The organism is Blautia hansenii, from assembly GCF_013304445.1.
Classification (GTDB): Bacteria; Bacillota; Clostridia; order Lachnospirales; family Lachnospiraceae; genus Blautia.
Genome location: NZ_JAAITA010000035.1, coordinates 1 through 18147 on the forward strand (window position 1 = coordinate 1; position 18147 = coordinate 18147).

Here is an 18147-nt window from a genome sequence, read left to right on the forward strand (position 1 = left end):
TGCTTTCAAAAATATTGCGCCCGTACATCCATTTGTGGTCAAAGGCAGTGGAAGAAGTGATGGTGAAATCGTAGCCTTTGTTCCGGTACCACTCTGTATACACGCGATTTAGTGTAAAAGACATAATAGCCAGAACATTGGCTCGGATAGTATCCGCCGGCCAAGTGGCGTAGATTTCACTGCTGGCCACATTCTTGATATAATCCCGGTAGCGCACATAATAATCTTTGGCGGAGGGATTGGTAGGGACTCCATCATGAACTACCACATATTCAGGAATGACTACCCGGTTTAAGACGATTTCGCCGGAGGTATCCATAGGTTTGATTTCGTCTTCCGGGATTTTGGGCGGGTATTCCCCGTAGAGTGTATGCGCAGGAATGACAATGTCTTCAAAGGTATTTTGAGGCGTAGAAGGATTCATGACGGCTCTTTGAATGGCCGTGGCATCCGGCAGGATTTCCGCGCCGGATATGTCCAAATCTTCAAATCCTTCTCTGGAAATGCGAAAGGTATATTCCGCATAGGGCTGGTATTCGGAGGGAGCCATACTGTATTCCAGAGGGGGTGCGGGCAGCGTGATTTCCGGAATCATGCCGCTTGCATCTGTTTTTACTTCTTCAATGACGGAATCCGGCTCTCCGGAGTAGGAAATGGTAACGGTAGCATCCTCGACAGGCTGATTTTTCAGAGCGGATATTACATAGAGGCGAAGCTTGCCTTCATCGGTCTGCTGGGTCTGTGCTGTTTTCAGGGGAGGTAAATACATAGGAAAACCTCGGATTTTTTCATTGGTTTAGTATATGCAGCAGGCCCCAAAGGGTGTGAAAAGTCAAATTAAAAAGACATTTTAAACCAAACCATTCGCATAAAATAAATAAAAAGCAGGCGCAGTCATGGAGGCATAGGTGTGAATCAGATTATGGATTATGTAAAACCCGAACTTCTGGTGATAGCAATTGTTCTTTATTTCATTGGCATGTGGTTAAAACAAGCCCAGACAGTAAAGGATAAGTACATTCCATTATTGCTTGGGGGATGGGAATTATAATCAGTGCGGTTTATATTTTCGCTACATGCCAATGCAATAGCAGCCAGAAAATTGCATTGGCAGTATTTACCGCAGTTACGCAAGGCGTTCTCGTTGCCGGTTTAAGTACATATGTGAACCAAATCATAAAACAGCTGAATAAAAATAAATGATGTAAATACAAAGATAGCTGAAACCCTGCATAAATACTGGATTTCAGCTATCTTTTCCGCTAAGCTGAAAAAGGGACTTGAACCCTCGACCCCTTCATTACGAGTGAAGTGCTCTACCAACTGAGCTATTTCAGCACTGCTTACAGTCATTAATTCTACTGGATTTTGTCACAAGTGTCAAGCAATTTTTTCATTTCTTTTAAAATTCAAAAATTCTTAAAAATTCCAAAATCAGAAAAGTATCAGAAATCAAAATTAGGTAAATACTGGATAGAAAAAGTCTGAAATATAGCCTGCTCCATTGACAGCAAAAAGCATTTGTGCCATTATATATCTTGGAATATCTTGGAAACATAAATGAATTTGGAAGCAATAAATATCAAAGAAGGAAAAAAGATGAGTGGAGAATTACTGGAATTAAAGAACATAAAGAAGAACTTTGGAGAGACAGACGTATTAAAAGGCATTACCCTGTCGATTCAAAAGGGAGAATTTCTCACTTTTTTGGGTGCCTCCGGATGTGGGAAAACCACCACCCTCAGAATTATTGCCGGACTGGAAGCCCCGGAAGAGGGACAGGTGCTTTTGGAGGGAAAAGATGTGACGGACTTGCCGCCAAACAGGAGAGATATCAATACCGTGTTTCAAAATTATGCGTTGTTCCCTCATATGAATGTGGAAGCAAACATCGGATACGGTCTGCGGATAAAAAAACGACCGAAAGCGGAAATTCGGGGCAGAGTGAAGAATATGCTGGAATTAGTACAGCTGGAAGGGTATGAAAAACGTATGCCTGCTGAACTTTCCGGAGGACAGAAGCAGAGAGTGGCTATTGCAAGAGCGCTGATTAACAGTCCCAAACTGCTGCTGTTAGATGAGCCTTTAGGCGCATTGGACTTGAAGCTGCGCCGCACCATGCAGACAGAACTGAAAAGACTGCAGAAAAAGCTGGGTATTACATTTCTTTATATCACCCATGACCAGGAGGAAGCCATTAATATGTCAGACCGGATTGTGGTCATGCGGGAAGGCATGTTAGAGCAAATTGGGACACCGGATGAGATTTATAACCATCCCAAAACCGCTTACGTGGCAGATTTCGTGGGAAATGCCAATATTATAGAAGGAGTGGTAGAGGAAATCGGCGAGGAGAAAATCCGGGTGCAGATACAGGGCCAGAGGATGGAAGCAGAGGCGGCAGAAGGTATGAAAGCCGGCGAAAAGGTGAAACTGGCTGTCCGAAGAGAAAATCTGCAGGTGTGTACAGAAGGCGAAAATGGCCTGGAAGCTGTTGTGACAGATAAGTCCTTTCAGGGAGGACAGCTTCATGTTGCCCTACAGTTAAAAACCGGAGAAGAACTGGTGGCAAGCCGCTACGGTATGGATGCCCGGATTGTGCCAGGGCAGAAAGTACGCGCAGTCTGGAAACCGGAGCATGCGGTGCCTGTAGATGGAAAACAGGAGGCAGAAGCATGAAAAAAAAGAAATCCTTCGGACTGTTTCTTACAGTGCTGCCCCTGTATTTCTTTACCCTTTGCTTTGTCCTGGGGCCGCTGCTTTACATGATTGCCCTCAGTTTTGCCACCAGAGGTGACGGTTCTTCTGTAGTCTGGAATTTTACTCTGGATAACTACAGGAAAATCGGAGAACCTGTCTATCTTCAAAGCTTTGTACAGTCCTTTCAGCTGGCTTTTACCAGCACAGGGTTGATTATCCTTCTGGGGTACCCCTTCGGATACTACATGGCAAAGCTCTCTCCCAAATGGAAAAAGCGTATGATGCTGCTGATTATGGTGCCTTTCTGGACCAGCTCCCTGATTCGCATGTATGGATGGATTATTATTTTACAGGCAAAAGGTGTTTTGAACGGAATTCTGATGAAATTGGGAATCCTGGAAGAACCTTTGAAAATCTTGTATTCCTATCCCGCCGTAGTTATCGGCATGATTTATGCCTTGCTGCCGTTTCTGGTGCTGGCTGTGTATTCCAGTGCAGAGAAAATGGACTGGTCACTGCTTGAGGCGGCCAGGGATTTGGGGGCAAATGGAATACAGGCATTTTTTACGGTTACGTTCAAACTGACTCTTCCGGGACTTCTGACGGGAATTATTCTGACCTTCATTCCTTCCATGGGGCTGTTTTTCATTGCAGACATTTTGGGGGGCAATAAAATTGTGCTGGTGGGAAGCGTGATACAGGATCAGCTGACCAGGGGCAGCAACTGGCCTTTTGCGGCAGCGCTGGCCGTGGTGCTTATGGTACTCACCTCCCTGATGATACTGGTATACAGAAAAGTTACCCATGTGAAAGATTTGGAGGGATTGTTTTGAAAAAGAAATGGAAATGGTCCAATCTGTACCTTGGTTTTATGCTTTTGCTGATGTATCTGCCTTTGGTGGTAGTGGTGGTCTTTTCTTTTAATGAATCCAGGCTGTCGGCAGAATTTACGGGATTTTCCCTGAACTGGTACAAGGTACTGGCAGCGGACAGAGATTTAAAAGAAGCGCTGGGAAACAGTATTGTCCTGGGCGCATTGAGCTGTCTTAGTGCAGCCGTTATCGGAACCTTGGGAGCTGTGGGCATGGCCAGAGTCCGGTATCGGAGCAAAGGTATGATGGAATATCTTTCTACAGTGCCTATTATGATACCGGAAATTATTCTGGGTATGGTATTTCTGGTATTTTTTTCAATGCTGGAACTGCCCTTTGGTATGATAACGCTGGTGATTGCGCATACTACCTTCTGTATTCCCTATATTTTCATGATGGTAAAGGCACGTCTGGCAGGGTTGGACAAATCACTGGAAGAGGCGGCAAGAGACCTGGGAGCAGGACCGGTGCGGACATTTTTTGACATTACTGTGCCGTTGATTGCTCCGGCGGTGTTATCCGGAAGTCTTTTGGCGTTTGCCATGTCGTTTGATGATGTGGTTATCAGTATTTTTGTCAATGGACCAAGACTGAATACCCTTCCTGTGAAGGTTTATGCCCAGTTAAAAACAGGAGTAACACCGGAAATCAACGCCTTATGTACCGTGATTCTGGTGGTCATTGTCCTGGTGCTTTGTATCTGGAATTTTGTCGGAAAATGGACCGGGAAACATAGAAAAAGTGAATAGAGAGAAAGGAATGGATACAACAATGAAAAAAAGAGTGTTAGCAATTCTTCTTTGCAGTATTATGGCAGGAAGCCTGCTGAGCGGCTGCGGTGGAGAAAAGGAGGAAAACAATAAGGAGTTGGTGCTCTATACATGGGAAGGACTCTTTCCACAGGAGGTTCTGGATGACTTTGAGAAAGAGAAAGGAATCCGTATTATCAATTCCAATTTTGACTCCAATGAAACGATGCTGGAGAAGGTACAGCAGTCAGATGGAAAAGATTATGATGTGGTTATTGGTGATGATTACATCATTGAACAGGTGGTCAAGAATGGTCTGGCAAAGGAACTGGATAAGTCAAAGCTGAGCAATTACGGGAACATCAATCCCCTGTATCAGGGCCAGTTTTACGACCCGGACAACAAATATACCATTCCCCATGGCGCGGGGATTCCTCTGATTGTGTATGACCCGGAGCAGGTGGACTTTGAGATAACAGGGTATGAAGATTTATGGAATTCCAAATTGGAAGACAAGATTGCCACCATTGCCAGTTATCGTGCAGTGGAAGGAATGGTGCTTCTGACTATGGGGAAAAGCATGAACGAAGAAGACCCCACAGTGATAAAGGAAGCAGGGGAAAAGCTGGTCAGTCTGGCTCCCAATATCCGTATGATTCAGGATACGAATACCCAGAATGCCCTGTTAAACGGAGAGGCCTCTGTGGCTATCTTATATACATCCCAGGTTATTGCTGCGTTACAGGAAAATCCGGATTTGAAGGTGGTTTATCCAAAGGAGGGACTGGGATTCGGAATTATGAACTTCTTTATTCCTAAAAACGCACCGGATACAGAGGAAGCTTATGAGTTTCTGAACTATATTCTGGAGCCGGAAGTGGCTGCAAAATGCTTTGGCTTTGTGGGCTACTACTGTACAAATAAAGCAGCAGATGACCTGGTAAATCCGGATTTAGTGGTGCCGGATTCTGTAACAAAGGGAGAAATTATCCAGAATGTCAGTACAGAAGCAGAGGAAGTTTACAACCAGAACTGGACAGAATTTAAAGCTGCATGTGATTAATGCGGGAGGCAGAGTGTATGGAAAAGAAGGTAAAAATTACGATAGTGGGAATCGGCGGCGTCGGCGGATATTTAAGCGGTATGCTGGCAAAAACCTATGAAAATGTAACTCTGGTAGCCAGAGGAGAGCGAAAAAAATCTCTGGAAAAAGAAGGCATTCGTCTGCATAGCCAGTATCACGGAGAAATCACGGCCAGAGCGAAAAAAGTGGTGGAAAGCGGACAGGAGATACGGGAAGTACAGGATTTTATTTTTCTTTGTGTAAAGAATTATTCTCTGGAGGAAGTGTGCCGGGATTTGCAGTCCTGCATAGACGAACATACCGTCATTCTTCCTGTTATGAACGGGGCGGATACTGCAGAGCGGACAGAGAAATTCTTTGAAAAAGGAATTGTAGGAGAAGCCGTGATTTACATTACCGCATTCTTTAATCCGGATTATTCCATTACTCAGATTGGCAATTACGCGAAGATTTATGTGGGAAAAACCAATGCCAAAACCCAGGAAGCAGAAGGTGTAAAACGGGCCTGTGACTGTCTGAAAGAGGCTGGCGTGGACTGTCGATATGTGTTGGACAGCCAGGCGGCCGTATGGGAAAAATACATATTTAACTGTGCTTATAACGTGCTGACTGCCTATTACATGGAAATGACCGATACCCTGCAGACTTCTCCGGAAAAATGCAAAGAATTTAAAACCCTGTTGGAAGAAGCCTGTGCAGTTGCTTTGGCAAAGCAGATTTCCATCCGGGACGGCTATGTGGAAAGCGAATACAAGCGCTTTATGAGCCTGGACGCAGGCTCCACCAGTTCTCTGAAAAGAGATATGGAGGCAGGACGAAAGAATGAACTGGAGACCTTCAGCGGCTATCTGATAAAAGAGGCCAGGCGGCTTCAGATTCCTGTTCCTGTTTCAGAAAAAATGTATGAAAATCTGAAGGCAGAGTGAGAAAGAGGCCATATCTTAAAAAAATAAAAAATTATCGAAAAACGATAAAAACATATTGAAAAACAGTTCTAACTGTGGTATTCTGTGAAAAAGGAATCCCGGAGAGAACTGTTTTTTTTTGTCCGGGAGAAAATCAGGAGGTTTGATTATGAACTGGAATCAGGATAAAAGTTTAAAGCTGACCAGAATCAGTATTGGTATTTTTACAGCCATACTGATGGGGATGTGTGCAGGGGCTCCGTGGCTGTACCGCATTTTTATCGAATTGCGAGCGCCATTTTTAGAGGGGAAACTGTACTGGCTGTTGGCTACTAATTATGCGACGGCAGTTCCTGTGGCAGCGGCACTGTATCAGATGAATCGTCTGCTGTCTAATATCAGCCGTGATGAGGTGTTTGTTGCAGAGAATACCAGATGTCTCCGTATTCTTTCCTGGTGCTGTCTGGCGGCAGGAGTGATTTTTGGTATCAGCGGCTTTTATTACATAGCGTTTTGGGCTTTGTGTGTGGCAGCCCTCTTCATGGCGCTGGTTCTTCGGGTGATAAAAAATGTGTTTGCCCAGGCAGAAAAGATAAAAGAAGAAAATGATTATACCATATAGAGAGGATGAGGAAAAATGCCTATTGTGGTGAATTTAGATGTGGTAATGGCTCAGAGAAAAATCAGTGCCGGAGACCTGGCAAAAGCCATTGACATTACGCCGGCGAATCTGTCCGTTCTGAAAAACGGCAAGGCAAAAGCCGTTCGTTTTACTACTCTGGAAGCCCTTTGCAAAGCGCTGGAGTGTCAGCCAGGGGATATTCTGGAGTACGTGTCAGAAGAATAAAAAACTCCGCCTGAAGCGGGAAATTTCAAAACAGAAAAGAGGTTTGGATATGGAAAATCAAGAAAAGGCAAGTGCAGAAATGAGCTTGGCTTATGAAAGTGCACCCATTTTTAAGAAAACAGAGAGTGATAAATGGGACCGGTGTTTCGCGGTTTTATATCTGCTTTTAGGCTATGGTTTATGGAAAATATTTGAGTTTGACGAGGTTCCTTTTCTGGGACAGACAGAAAACGGATTTCAGTTAAAGGTAGCGGGATTTACCCTGTTTTATCTGGCTGTGCTGTGGAGTTACAGTCGTTTAAAAGGTTTGAAGGTAACGAAAGAAAAGATATTCTGGACTGTGATTTTGCTCTGTGTGGGTGTATCCTATGGTTTTTACAGCATTATTCCAGTTGCCCAGTTTCTGTTGTGGTTTGTAGCTGCAGCTTACGGAACGTTGGCTGTTATGGATGGGCTTCTGGTAGGAAAAAGAACATCTTCCTGGGTACTTTTAGACCTTTGGCATGGATTATTTTCTCTTCCTGTATTAAATTTTTTCTGTCAGATACGGGTTGCTTTTCAGATATACAAAGGAAAGAAGGAGAAGAAAGAAGGGCAGAAAATCTTCCTGGGAATTGTCTGTGCCATTCCGGTTTTGGCTATTATTCTTCCGGCCTTATCCAGTGCAGATAAGGAATTTGCAAGTCTTATTGACCTTGCTTTTTCACGGATAACCATAGGCGGAGGGCTGATGAGCAACCTGCTTTGTCTCATAATGTCTCTGATTTTTGGAGGTTTGATGTTCGGCGTTTCTTATGGCAGTGTGTATCGGAGACATATTGATGAAAGTGTCTGCGAAGAGTGGGAAGAAGAGTCCGGGGAAGGGTTTCATATGATTCCGGATACCAGTATTTACACCTTTGCAATGATAATTTCACTGGTGTATGTACTCTTTATGATAATCCAGGGACAGTATCTGTTTTCTGCATGTCTGGGAATTCTCCCGGAAAATTTGACTTATGCACAGTATGCAAGACAGGGATTCTTTGAACTATGTGGTGTGGCTGCTTTGAACGTCTGCCTGCTCCTGTTTATGAACGGCTGCTCCAGGACTATACGCAGAGAAAACCACCGGCTTCGCATCCTGAACATTGTTTTTTCTCTGCTGACCCTGCTGCTTTTAGTGACCGCTATGAGCAGAATGGGAATGTATATTTATGTTTATGGATTTACTGTAAAAAGAATCCTTACCAGTATCTTTATGATATGGCTTTTCCTGGTGTTTTCCATGGTCATTGTGCTGCAGAAAAAGGATATTCCCGTTGTCAGATGGGCAGTGTTTTCCGGGGCGGTACTGTTTGCTGCTCTGTGTGTATTGCCGTTAAACCTGCTATTGTAAAAGATTTTTTAGAAAAAATTAAGAAAAGAATTCCTTGAAATTTTAAAGTCGAAAATGATACAATTATAAGGTAAAAAGAAAAACAAGGAGAATTTTTATGACAGAAATTAAAAAGCAGAAAGCAAGCGAAAAAATCCGCTATTATAAAAATGAAAACGGACCTGAAATCGGTGTTACACAACAGCAGGTTATCTGCGAAGACGGACTGTATTTCAGAGATATAAACGGAGACCGAAAATTAAATACCTATAAAGACTGGAGAAAATCCCCAAAGGAAAGAGCCAAAGCCCTGGCCGCAGAGTTGTCTGTGGACGAAAAAATCGGTCAGCTGTTTTTGAGTTCCTGGAAAATGGGAATTGAGCAGGAAGATAAAGAATTTGTAGACGAAACCGGACTGTTAGATGAAAAACCGGTGGAAAAGGGAAGCTCTATTTTTGCTGTCAATTCTACTGTAGGAACTACAGAAACCATCAAAGACTGGAAAGTTCGGCACTTTATTTTAAGAGGAAATCCGAAGCCGGACGAACTGGCAGACTGGATTAATGAGATGAACAGCGTGGCAGAGGAGGGCGAGCATTTCCTGCCAGTCCTGGTTATTTCCAACTCCAGAAATGAAAACGGTGAGGTGGTTTTCGGTATGAATGATGCTTCCGGTGTCTTTGCAGCATGGCCGGGAACTCTGGGAATTGCAGCTGCCGTAAAAGGTGCAGGTGCAGAACTCATTGACGATTTTGCGTCCTGTATCCGAAGAGAGTGGGATGCAGTTGGTATGAAGAAAGGCTATATGTACATGGCAGACTGTATGACAGACCCCAGATGGCAGAGAACTTACGGAACCTTCGGGGAAGATTCCCAGCTTATCAGTGAGATTCTGGAGCGTCTGATTCCCGGTGTACAGGGAAGTGAAGAGGGCGTAACAGCAGACGGCGTTGCCATGACTGTCAAGCATTTTCCGGGCGGAAGTGCCAGAGAAAACGGCTTTGACCCTCATTATAAACAGGGGCAGTGGAATGTTTACCAGACAGAAAACAGCCTGGAAACCTACCACATTCCGCCTTTTAAAACAGCCATTGCAAAGAATACTTCTTCCATTATGCCTTATTATGCAAAGCCGGCAAAGGAGAAGAGTCAGAAGCAGTATGATTTAGAAGGAAATCCCATTGAATGGAAACCTGTAGGCTTTGCTTTTAATGACTTTTTTATCAATAAAATGCTGCGTGAACAGATGGGATTTAAGGGATATATTAACAGCGATTCCGGTATCATGCAGATGATGGCCTGGGGTGTGGAAGAACTGGAAATCTGTGAGAGAGCAGCTCTGGCCGTTAATGCCGGTGTGGATATTATCAGCGGTTCTTATGACCTGGAAGATGCCAAAGAGGCTTACAGAAGATGGAAAGAAGGCTACTATACCGTACAGGGACATAAAGTTCCGGAAGGCTATACGGCAGAACAGATTACCCTCTCCGAGGAAGCGCTTACAAGGGCAGTAGAACGTACTTTAATTGAAAAATTTCAACTGGGATTGTTTGAAAATCCATACAGAAATCCGGAAGAAGCAGTGAAAATCGTAGGCAACCCAGAAGACTGGACACACGCACAGCAGGTACACCGTCAGTCCGTGGTACTGTTGAAAAACGACGGTATACTTCCTTTGACTGAAGAGAAAGTATCCGGTAAAAAGGTTTATGCAAGATGTTTTAACAAGACAGAAGAAAATGCACAAAAAGCAACAGAGGAACTGAAAAAACAGCTGCAGGCAGAGACCTCTCTTACGCTGACTGAAAATCCCGAAGAAGCAGATTTGGCTCTTTTGTTTGTATCTCCAAGTTCAGGTGAATACTTCAACGCAACACCGGGATATCTGGAATTGGATATCTGTGACGGAAAGGAAGTCTGTGATGTAGATGAAGAGGGCAGACCTGCCAAAACCACACACTTGGAAACCACGCTTTCCGGCGCGAGAGAACTGGCGGAAATTGCGGAAGCAGTACACAAAAATAAGGGAAAAGTGGTAACCAATATTAACTTTACGCTGGCCTGGATGGTAGGCAATGCAGAGCCGTATGCAGATGCACTTCTGGCTGGCTTTGATACCTATCCAAGTGCTGTTCTGGATGTGATTTTCGGCAGATTTGCGCCAGTAGGAAAGATGCCCATGACCCTTCCGAAAGATGACAGTGTCATTGCCGTAAATGCAGAAGGCGTATGCATTTCACCTAATGATGTGCCGGGATATGACAAGGATAAATATATGCCGGAGTCCATGAAAGACGAAAACGGTAAAGCTTATGCATACAGAGATGCTGCCGGAAATTATTATGAGCTGAACTTTGGACTTAGCTATAAATAAGAGTTATGGCAGGTATCACAAAGGAAGCGTGCAGAAAAAAATTGCCAAAAACAGGTTGACAAAATAGAAAAAGCGACATAGAATAAGACCAACAAAAGCGAAACCGATGAGAAAGAAGAGTAGGTTTGAAAGGAAATCACAGAGAGCGGCAGATGGTGGGATTGCCGTATGGACTTTGAAGCTGAATGGCCTTTCGAGGGTGGCCCGAAATGAAAAAAGTAGGCGTCGTCGGGAACCGAACCCGTTATCAATCAGGAGCATATGTCAGTATGTGAGAAAGTGGACATTTCGTCAAATTGAGTGGTACCGCGATAATAATGTATGTTATTACCGTCTCAAGTTTTTTATGAACTTGAGGCGGTTTTTTTGTCTCACAGAAAATGATGGATGGCTTTTGAGAAAAATGAAAAGGAGACAGGAAAAATGAAGAAAAAAGTATTGGCAATGGTATTGGTTATGGGGATGGCAGCAGGTGTTTTGACAGGTTGCGGCACAGCAAAGGACGTATCCGCAGACAACGGTAAGTATGCTATTGGAATTTCACAGTTTGCAGAGCATGGTTCTCTGGATAACTGCCGGGAAGGCTTTATAGAAGGACTGAAAGAAGAGGGACTGGAGGAAGGAAAAAATCTGGAAATTAAGGTGAGCAATGCAGATGCAGATACAGCAACAGCAGCACAGATAGCAGACAACTTTGTATCCGAAGATATGGATTTGATTTGTGCCATTGCTACTCCAAGTGCACAGGCGGCTTACAATTCTGCGGTAAATACAGAAATTCCGGTGGTGTATACAGCAGTAACAAATCCGGAAGAAGCGGAACTTGCAACAGAAGATAAAATGCCGGTAGGTGCGGTGACGGGAACCAGTGACCAGCTTCCCGTAGAAGCACAGCTGCAGATGATTCGCAAATTGCTGCCAAAAGCAAAAACCATTGGAATCCTGTATACCACCAGCGAAGCCAATTCCGCATACAGCATTAAGCAGTATGAAAAATACGCAGAAGATTACGGATTCACTATTGAAACAGCAGGAGTGACCAATACTTCGGAGGTATCTTTAGCAGCAGCGGGTCTTTTAGAAAAAGTAGATTGTCTGACTAATCTTACAGATAATACCGTAGTAAGCGCACTTCCCACAATTTTAAGTCAGGCAGAGGAAGCTAAAATTCCGGTATTCGGAAGCGAAATTGAACAGGTAAAGCTGGGGTGTCTGGCGGCAGAGGGTCTGGACTATGTCAATCTGGGAAAAGAAACCGGAAAAATGGCAGCGAAAATATTGAAAGGGGAAGCAAAAGCAGAAGAAATGGAATATGAACTTCTCACAGACAGCAGTCTGTACATCAATGAAAAGGCAGCCGAAAATCTCGGCATAGAGATTCCGGAAGACATGAAAAATGAGGCAACAGAAGTCTTTACGGAGATTACGGAAGAGTAACACAGGCAGGAGGAAGAACAATGGATTTCGCATTGAGTATTGTAGAGCAGGGATTGATTTACGGCATCCTGGCTTTGGGTGTATATATTACTTATAAAATTCTGGATTTTCCGGATTTGACTGTGGACGGCAGTTTCCCTCTGGGAGCAGCCGTGACAGCAGTTCTTTTAAAACAGGGAATTAATCCCTGTTTTACTCTGCCTCTTGCCTTTCTGGCGGGAGCAGCGGCGGGTGTCTGCACTGGTTTGATTCATGTGAAATGTAAGGTGAGGGATTTGCTTTCCGGAATCATTATGATGACCGCTCTTTATACCGTAAACCTCATGGTGGCAGGCGCCAATAATGTACCTCTATTTTCAAAATCTACGATTTTTAAAAACAATTTTTTTAAAGGAATTTTCGGTGGTACGGTACCCTCGTATTTCTCTCTGGTTTTGATTCTGGCTGTAGCGGCAGTGAGCAAAATCTGCCTGGATTTGTATCTGCAGACCAGGTCCGGATATCTGTTAAGGGCAGTGGGAGATAATGAACTTCTGGTTACTTCTTTAGCCAAGGATAAGGGGAATGTGAAGATACTGGGACTTGGGATTTCCAATGGGCTTGTGGCTTTAAGCGGCAGTGTATTCTGTCAGCAGCAGGGGGTGTTCGACATTTCTTCCGGCACAGGGGCTATGGTTATCGGACTTGCCAGTGTTATTGTGGGAACCAGCCTCTATAAGCTGTTAACCAGGCTTTTTGGGGGGAAGGGAAGTGGTTTTTTCAAGATTACAACCTTTGTTTTTGCAGGCGCGGTTCTTTACAAAGCCTGCACCGGAATTGCGATTAAATACTTTGCGCCAAAGGCCATGAAGATGATTTCCGCAGTCTTTCTTCTGGCAGTTTTGATTTTTGTTCTGGTGTTGGAACGTTCGGAAAAGAAGAGGTGAGAAGATGCTTGAATTAAAGAATATTTACAAATATTACAATCCGGGAACTGTAAATGAAATGTGTTTGTTTGAAGACTTTCAGTTCATGGTTCAGAAGGGAGAATTTGTTTCTGTAGTAGGCAGCAACGGTTCCGGCAAGACTTCCATGCTGAATCTGATATGCGGCAGCATGCAGCCGGACAGAGGAGAAATTCTGATAAACAACAAGCCGGTTACAAAGATAAAAGAGTATAAGAGACTGGCTTCCATTGGGAGGGTTTATCAGAACCCGGCGCTTGGAACTTGTCCGGATATGACAATTCTGGAAAACATGTCTATGGCAGAACACAAAGGGAAAATCTTCGGACTGCAAAGAGGAACCAACAGAAAAAAAATCCCGGAATATCGGGAACAGCTTGCCCAGCTGGGGCTGGGACTGGAGGATAAAATGCAGGTGAAAGTAGGCGCATTGTCCGGTGGTCAGCGGCAGGCCTTGTCCCTTTTGATGTCCGTTATGACTCCGGTGGAATTTCTGATTCTGGACGAACATACAGCAGCGCTAGACCCTAAGACCGCAGACATTATCATGCAGTTGACAGACCGTATTGTGAAAGAGAAAAAGCTGACAGCCATTATGGTCACCCACAATCTGCGGTATGCGGCAGAATACGGGGACCGTCTGGTGATGATGCACCAGGGAAAAGCGGTTATGGATATGAAGGGTGAGAAAAAGCAGAAGGTTCAAATCGATGACATTCTGGGGAAATTTAATGAAATCAGCATCGAATGTGGCAACTAGAAATATGGGCTTGAAACCACCAATATATTGTGCTAACATAATATATGTTAACTAAATATAGTAGTGGAGGGCGAACTATGACAATCGAAGACTGGCTGGGACAGGAAAACCAGCTTGGAATGGATATCTGGACAAAGAAATACTGCAGCGAAGGAGAGGACTTTGAAGCCTGGATTCAGAGAATCAGCAGCGGCAATGAAGAAATCGGCCGGTATATCAAAGAGAAAAAGTTTTTGTTCGGGGGACGGATTTTATCCAACCGGGGGCTGAATAAACAGGGAAGAAAAGTGACCTATTCTAACTGTTATGTGATTGCACCGCCGGAAGATGAAATTGAAAGTATTTTTGAATGTGCTAAGAAACTGGCACGTACTTACAGCTATGGCGGCGGCTGTGGTGTGGATATTTCAAAACTCAGTCCCAGGGGGGCAAAGATTAATAATGCAGCGAAAGAAACCAGCGGAGCCGTGTCCTTTATGGAGTTGTATTCTCTGGTGACAGCGCTCATCGGACAGAATGGAAGACGCGGTGCGTTGATGATTTCCATTGACTGTTCCCATCCGGATGTGGCGGAATTTATTGAATTAAAGACGGATTTGGACAAGGTTACCAAGGCCAATATTTCCATTCGTATTCATGAGGATTTTATGGAAGCCGTGAAAAAGAATGAAGAATATCTTTTGCATTATACCAGAGAAACTACGGGAGAAGTCATTGAAAAACGGGTCAATGCAAGAGAACTTTTCCGCAGAATTACGGAAACAAACTGGGATTATGCAGAACCAGGAGCGCTGTTTTGGGACCGTATTACAGGCTGGAATCTTTTGAGCAATACAAAGGAGTTTTCTTATGCGGGAGTCAATCCCTGTGCAGAAGAACCTCTCCCGGCAGGAGGAAGCTGTCTTTTGGGCAGTGTAAACCTGGCGCAGTTTGTAGAGAATCCTTTTACGGACGAGGCATTTTTTGATTTTGATGGATTTAAACTCTGTGTACAGGCTTCTGTAAAGGCTTTAAACGAAGTGCTGGAAGAGGGGCTTCCCCTTCATCCCCTGCCGGAGCAGAGAGAAAGTGTGGCTCAGTGGAGACAGATAGGACTGGGTATCATGGGACTGGCAGATGCACTGATTAAGCTGGGGCTGACTTATGGAGAAGAGGATGCCGTAAAGATGTGCGACAAGATTGGCTTTGCCATGGCCGATACAGCCATTGCCGCTTCTGCAAAGCTGGCTAAAGAACAGGGAGCGTTTCCGCAATGTAAGGTGGAAGAGATTATGGAAACGCCTTATTTTCTTGCCAATACTACGGAAAAAACAAGAGAGCTGGTACGCAAACATGGCCTTAGAAATTCACAGCTTCTGACGATTGCACCTACGGGAACACTGTCTACCATGCTGGGAATTTCCGGAGGGATTGAACCGGTATATGCAAATTATTATGAGCGGAAAACAGAGTCGCTTCACGGCGCGGATGTATACTATAAAGTGTATACTAAAATTGTGGAAAGCTATATGAAAGAGCATAATCTTACAGATGACAAACAGCTTCCGGATTATTTTGTGACAGCCATGACTCTGGATTATCGTCAGCGTATTGATATGCAGTCCATATGGCAGCGGCACATTGACGCGTCTATTAGTTCTACGGTCAATGTACCGGAAAGCTTTACCGTAGAGGAGACAGAAAGCCTCTATATGTATGCCTTTGAACAGGGATTGAAAGGGATTACTATCTTCCGTGACGGCTGCAAGCGGATTGGTATTCTCAATACAAAAGAAACGAAAACCGTCACAGCCGGAGAAGGCTTAAAGCGTGGAGAGATTATTCTGGTAACGGATGATGTGGTAGGAAAGAAGCGAAAACTGATAACGGGCTGCGGCAGTCTGCATTGCATTGCCCTGTTTGACCCGCATACAGGAGCGCTTTTGGAAACGTATTTGAGCAAGGGTTCTACCGGAGGCTGCAATAACTTTATGGTAGGACTTTCCCGTATGATTTCTATCAGTGCAAGAGGCGGTATTGACATTGAAACGATTGTGGACCAGTTGAATTCCAGCGGTTCTTGTCCGTCTTATACGGCCCGCAGAGTGACCAGGAAGGATACCAGCAAGGGGGCCTGCTGCCCTATGGCTGTGGGGAATGCCCTTATGGATATGTATAGGGAAATGCAGGAAGAATTAAGCCAGAAGGGAGAGAAAAAAGATTCGGGAAAAGTAAAAAAAGCCCCGAAACCAAAGGCAGTTACCAAGCGGGAAGAGACCGATAAAATTTACTGTCCGGAATGTGGAGAGCCGCTTGTTTTTGAAGAGGGATGTAATATCTGCAAAAGCTGCGGCTGGAGCAAATGCCACTGATAATCCCGGACAAAGAAGGAGTAATGCATGAAATTACTGTTTAAACAAAAGATGTTTTCATGGTTGGACAGCTATGATATTTATAATGAGCAGGGTGAGGTTGTCTTTACTGTAAAGGGACAGCTTGACTGGGGACACTGTCTGAAAATATATGACAGCAGCGGCCAATATGCCGGTATGGTGAGAGAAAAAGTGCTGACTTTTCTGCCCAGGTTTGACCTCTATACAGGGGAAGACTTTATGGGGTCTGTGCAGAAGGAATTCACCTTTTTCAGACCGAAATACAACATTGATTTCATGGGATGGCAGATAGAAGGAAATGCCATGGAATGGAACTATGAAATTCAGGACAGAAATGGGATGACCGTAGCGCTGATTGGAAAAGAAATTTTTCATTGGACAGATACTTATGTCATGGATATCGGGCAGCCAGAGGATGCTTTATATGTAGTGATGCTGGTGCTGGCCATTGACGCAGAAAAGTGTTCCAGACAGTCCTGACAGATACCGGGAGGAAAACTATGCGACTAGAAAAACTACAGAATTTACTGAAGGAAAAAGGCTTTCCGTATACTTATACAGAGGAAGACCAATGCGGAAGTGTTGATTTTGAATACAGAGGTGTGGCCTACCATGTGTGGGAGTTTTTTGATGAAGCCTGGGGCGCGGAAACCAATGTGAGAAACATAGGCAAGCACGAAGATTTATTCGGAGAATACGAGGAAGAAATCCTGGAAATTGTCCGTAAATGGAACTGAAATTTTCCTGAAAAATATTTTCAAACTTTCTCTTGACATTGACGCAGCGTCAACGGGTAAGATGACAGTACAGGGAGAAAGGAGAGAAAAAATATGGAGTACAGCATACGTCAGTTGGCAGCTCTTGCAGGAGTTTCCACCCGAACTCTGCGGTACTATGATGAAATTCATCTGTTAAAGCCGGCAAGGGTGAATGAAGCAGGATACCGCTATTACGGAGAAAAAGAGGTTGCGCTTTTGCAGCAGATTCTCTTTTACCGGGAACGGGATTTGGGGCTGGAGGTTATCAGTAAAATTCTGGCACAGCCCAATTTTGACATTGAGAGAGCTCTGTATGAGCATTTAAAGGCTTTGCAGAGGCAGCAGGCGCATATTTCTTCTCTGATTCAAATTGTAGAACTTACCATTGCGGATTTGAAAGGAGAAGGATATATGAGTGATGATATGAAATTCCAGGTATTTAAAGAGAAACTTGTGAAAGAACAGGAAAAAACATACGGCGAAGAGGCCCGGAACAAGTATGGAGATGAAGAAGTAGACGCGTCACAGCAGAAGATTCTGGGACTTTCCAAAGCAGATTATGAAAGATTTCAGGAATTGGAAGAGGAAGTTTTCCGTCAATTAAAGGCAGCTGTAAAAGCAGGTGTTTCCCCGGAAAGTGAAGAGGGAAAACGCATTGTTATGCTGCATAAAAACTGGCTGGGATATACCTGGAAAGAGTATTCGGCCCAAGCGCATAAAGGACTTGCAGCCATATATACGGCGGATTCCAGATTTCAGGAATACTACGACAGAGAGCAAAAAGGATGTGCAGAATTTCTGATAAAAGCGGTGGAATTCTGGGCAGGAAAATAAGAAAAGAGGGGACTGTTATGATGCCATGCAGCCCCCTCTTTTCTTATAACCGGCAGAATAGAATCTTCTGTCTATGTGTTTACAGAAAAACAAACAACTCTTGAGTTTCCGCAAACTGTAATTCAAAAATGAATATGTCTGCCCAAAGTGCCAA

At 44.2% G+C, this 18147-nt stretch carries 17 protein-coding genes, 1 tRNA gene and 1 pseudogene; 17 read left to right on the forward strand and 2 right to left on the reverse strand.

Annotation, left to right across the window (positions count from 1 at the left end; all coding sequences use genetic code 11):
* Positions 1–769, reverse strand: a 769-nt coding sequence (locus tag G5A70_RS14780) for a carboxypeptidase-like regulatory domain-containing protein (protein ID WP_173750232.1), incomplete at its 3' end; no start/stop codon positions are given.
* 153 nt (positions 770–922) lie between these two features.
* Between G5A70_RS14780 and G5A70_RS16165 the strand changes: the two are divergent.
* Positions 923–1203: pseudogene (locus G5A70_RS16165) on the forward strand (phage holin family protein).
* A 62-nt stretch (positions 1204–1265) separates the two neighbouring features.
* On the opposite strand, the gene G5A70_RS14790 reads toward G5A70_RS16165, so the two are convergent.
* Positions 1266–1338, reverse strand: a tRNA-Thr gene (locus tag G5A70_RS14790).
* Between the two features lie 261 nt (positions 1339–1599).
* On the opposite strand from G5A70_RS14790, the gene G5A70_RS14795 reads away from it, so the two are divergent.
* The 16 genes from G5A70_RS14795 (at position 1600) to G5A70_RS14870 (ending at position 17993) form a co-directional block, all read left to right on the forward strand.
* Entirely contained in the window at positions 1600–2679 is a 1080-nt protein-coding gene (locus tag G5A70_RS14795) for an ABC transporter ATP-binding protein (RefSeq protein WP_173750233.1), read from the forward strand.
* Positions 2676–3533, forward strand: coding sequence for an ABC transporter permease (locus G5A70_RS14800; protein ID WP_173750234.1), 858 nt, complete (start codon positions 2676–2678; stop codon positions 3531–3533). The genes G5A70_RS14795 and G5A70_RS14800 overlap by 4 nt, the downstream gene beginning before the upstream one ends.
* Positions 3530–4321 (forward strand): ABC transporter permease, encoded by a 792-nt coding sequence (locus tag G5A70_RS14805; RefSeq protein ID WP_173750235.1) that lies wholly within the window; start codon positions 3530–3532, stop codon positions 4319–4321. The genes G5A70_RS14800 and G5A70_RS14805 overlap by 4 nt, the downstream gene beginning before the upstream one ends.
* 22 nt (positions 4322–4343) lie before the next feature.
* Positions 4344–5384, forward strand: coding sequence for a polyamine ABC transporter substrate-binding protein (locus G5A70_RS14810; protein ID WP_173750236.1), 1041 nt, complete (start codon positions 4344–4346; stop codon positions 5382–5384).
* Positions 5385–5401: 17 nt separating this feature from the next.
* Positions 5402–6331, forward strand: a complete 930-nt coding sequence (locus tag G5A70_RS14815; RefSeq protein WP_173750237.1) for a ketopantoate reductase family protein — start codon at positions 5402–5404, stop codon at positions 6329–6331.
* 148 nt (positions 6332–6479) lie between these two features.
* On the forward strand, positions 6480–6932 hold the full coding sequence (locus G5A70_RS14820) for a DUF2975 domain-containing protein (protein WP_173750238.1): 453 nt from the start codon (positions 6480–6482) through the stop codon (positions 6930–6932).
* 15 nt (positions 6933–6947) lie between these two features.
* The gene (locus tag G5A70_RS14825) at positions 6948–7157 is read left to right on the forward strand and encodes a helix-turn-helix domain-containing protein (RefSeq protein WP_173750239.1); all 210 of its coding nucleotides are present in this window, start codon (positions 6948–6950) and stop codon (positions 7155–7157) included.
* 49 nt (positions 7158–7206) lie between these two features.
* The gene (locus tag G5A70_RS14830; protein ID WP_173750240.1) at positions 7207–8535 is read left to right on the forward strand and encodes a DUF4153 domain-containing protein; all 1329 of its coding nucleotides are present in this window, start codon (positions 7207–7209) and stop codon (positions 8533–8535) included.
* Positions 8536–8632: 97 nt separating this feature from the next.
* Entirely contained in the window at positions 8633–10888 is a 2256-nt protein-coding gene (locus tag G5A70_RS14835; RefSeq protein WP_173750241.1) for a glycoside hydrolase family 3 protein, read from the forward strand.
* Between the two features lie 423 nt (positions 10889–11311).
* Complete coding sequence (locus G5A70_RS14840) at positions 11312–12325, forward strand: ABC transporter substrate-binding protein (RefSeq protein ID WP_173750242.1); 1014 nt, start codon at positions 11312–11314, stop codon at positions 12323–12325.
* 20 nt (positions 12326–12345) lie between these two features.
* On the forward strand, positions 12346–13251 hold the full coding sequence (locus G5A70_RS14845; RefSeq protein WP_173750243.1) for an ABC transporter permease: 906 nt from the start codon (positions 12346–12348) through the stop codon (positions 13249–13251).
* Between the two features lie 4 nt (positions 13252–13255).
* Complete coding sequence (locus tag G5A70_RS14850) at positions 13256–14029, forward strand: ABC transporter ATP-binding protein (RefSeq protein ID WP_173750244.1); 774 nt, start codon at positions 13256–13258, stop codon at positions 14027–14029.
* Positions 14030–14106: 77 nt separating this feature from the next.
* Positions 14107–16380, forward strand: coding sequence for an adenosylcobalamin-dependent ribonucleoside-diphosphate reductase (locus G5A70_RS14855; RefSeq protein WP_173750245.1), 2274 nt, complete (start codon positions 14107–14109; stop codon positions 16378–16380).
* 27 nt (positions 16381–16407) lie between these two features.
* On the forward strand, positions 16408–16881 hold the full coding sequence (locus tag G5A70_RS14860; protein WP_173750246.1) for an LURP-one-related/scramblase family protein: 474 nt from the start codon (positions 16408–16410) through the stop codon (positions 16879–16881).
* A 20-nt stretch (positions 16882–16901) separates the two neighbouring features.
* Positions 16902–17138 carry a kinase gene (locus tag G5A70_RS14865; protein WP_173750247.1) on the forward strand — a complete coding sequence of 79 codons (237 nt, stop codon included), beginning with the start codon at positions 16902–16904 and terminating at the stop codon, positions 17136–17138.
* A 93-nt stretch (positions 17139–17231) separates the two neighbouring features.
* Positions 17232–17993: a MerR family transcriptional regulator gene (locus G5A70_RS14870; RefSeq protein ID WP_173750248.1), complete on the forward strand. Its 762-nt coding sequence runs from the start codon at positions 17232–17234 to the stop codon at positions 17991–17993.
* Positions 17994–18147 lie beyond the last annotated feature (154 nt).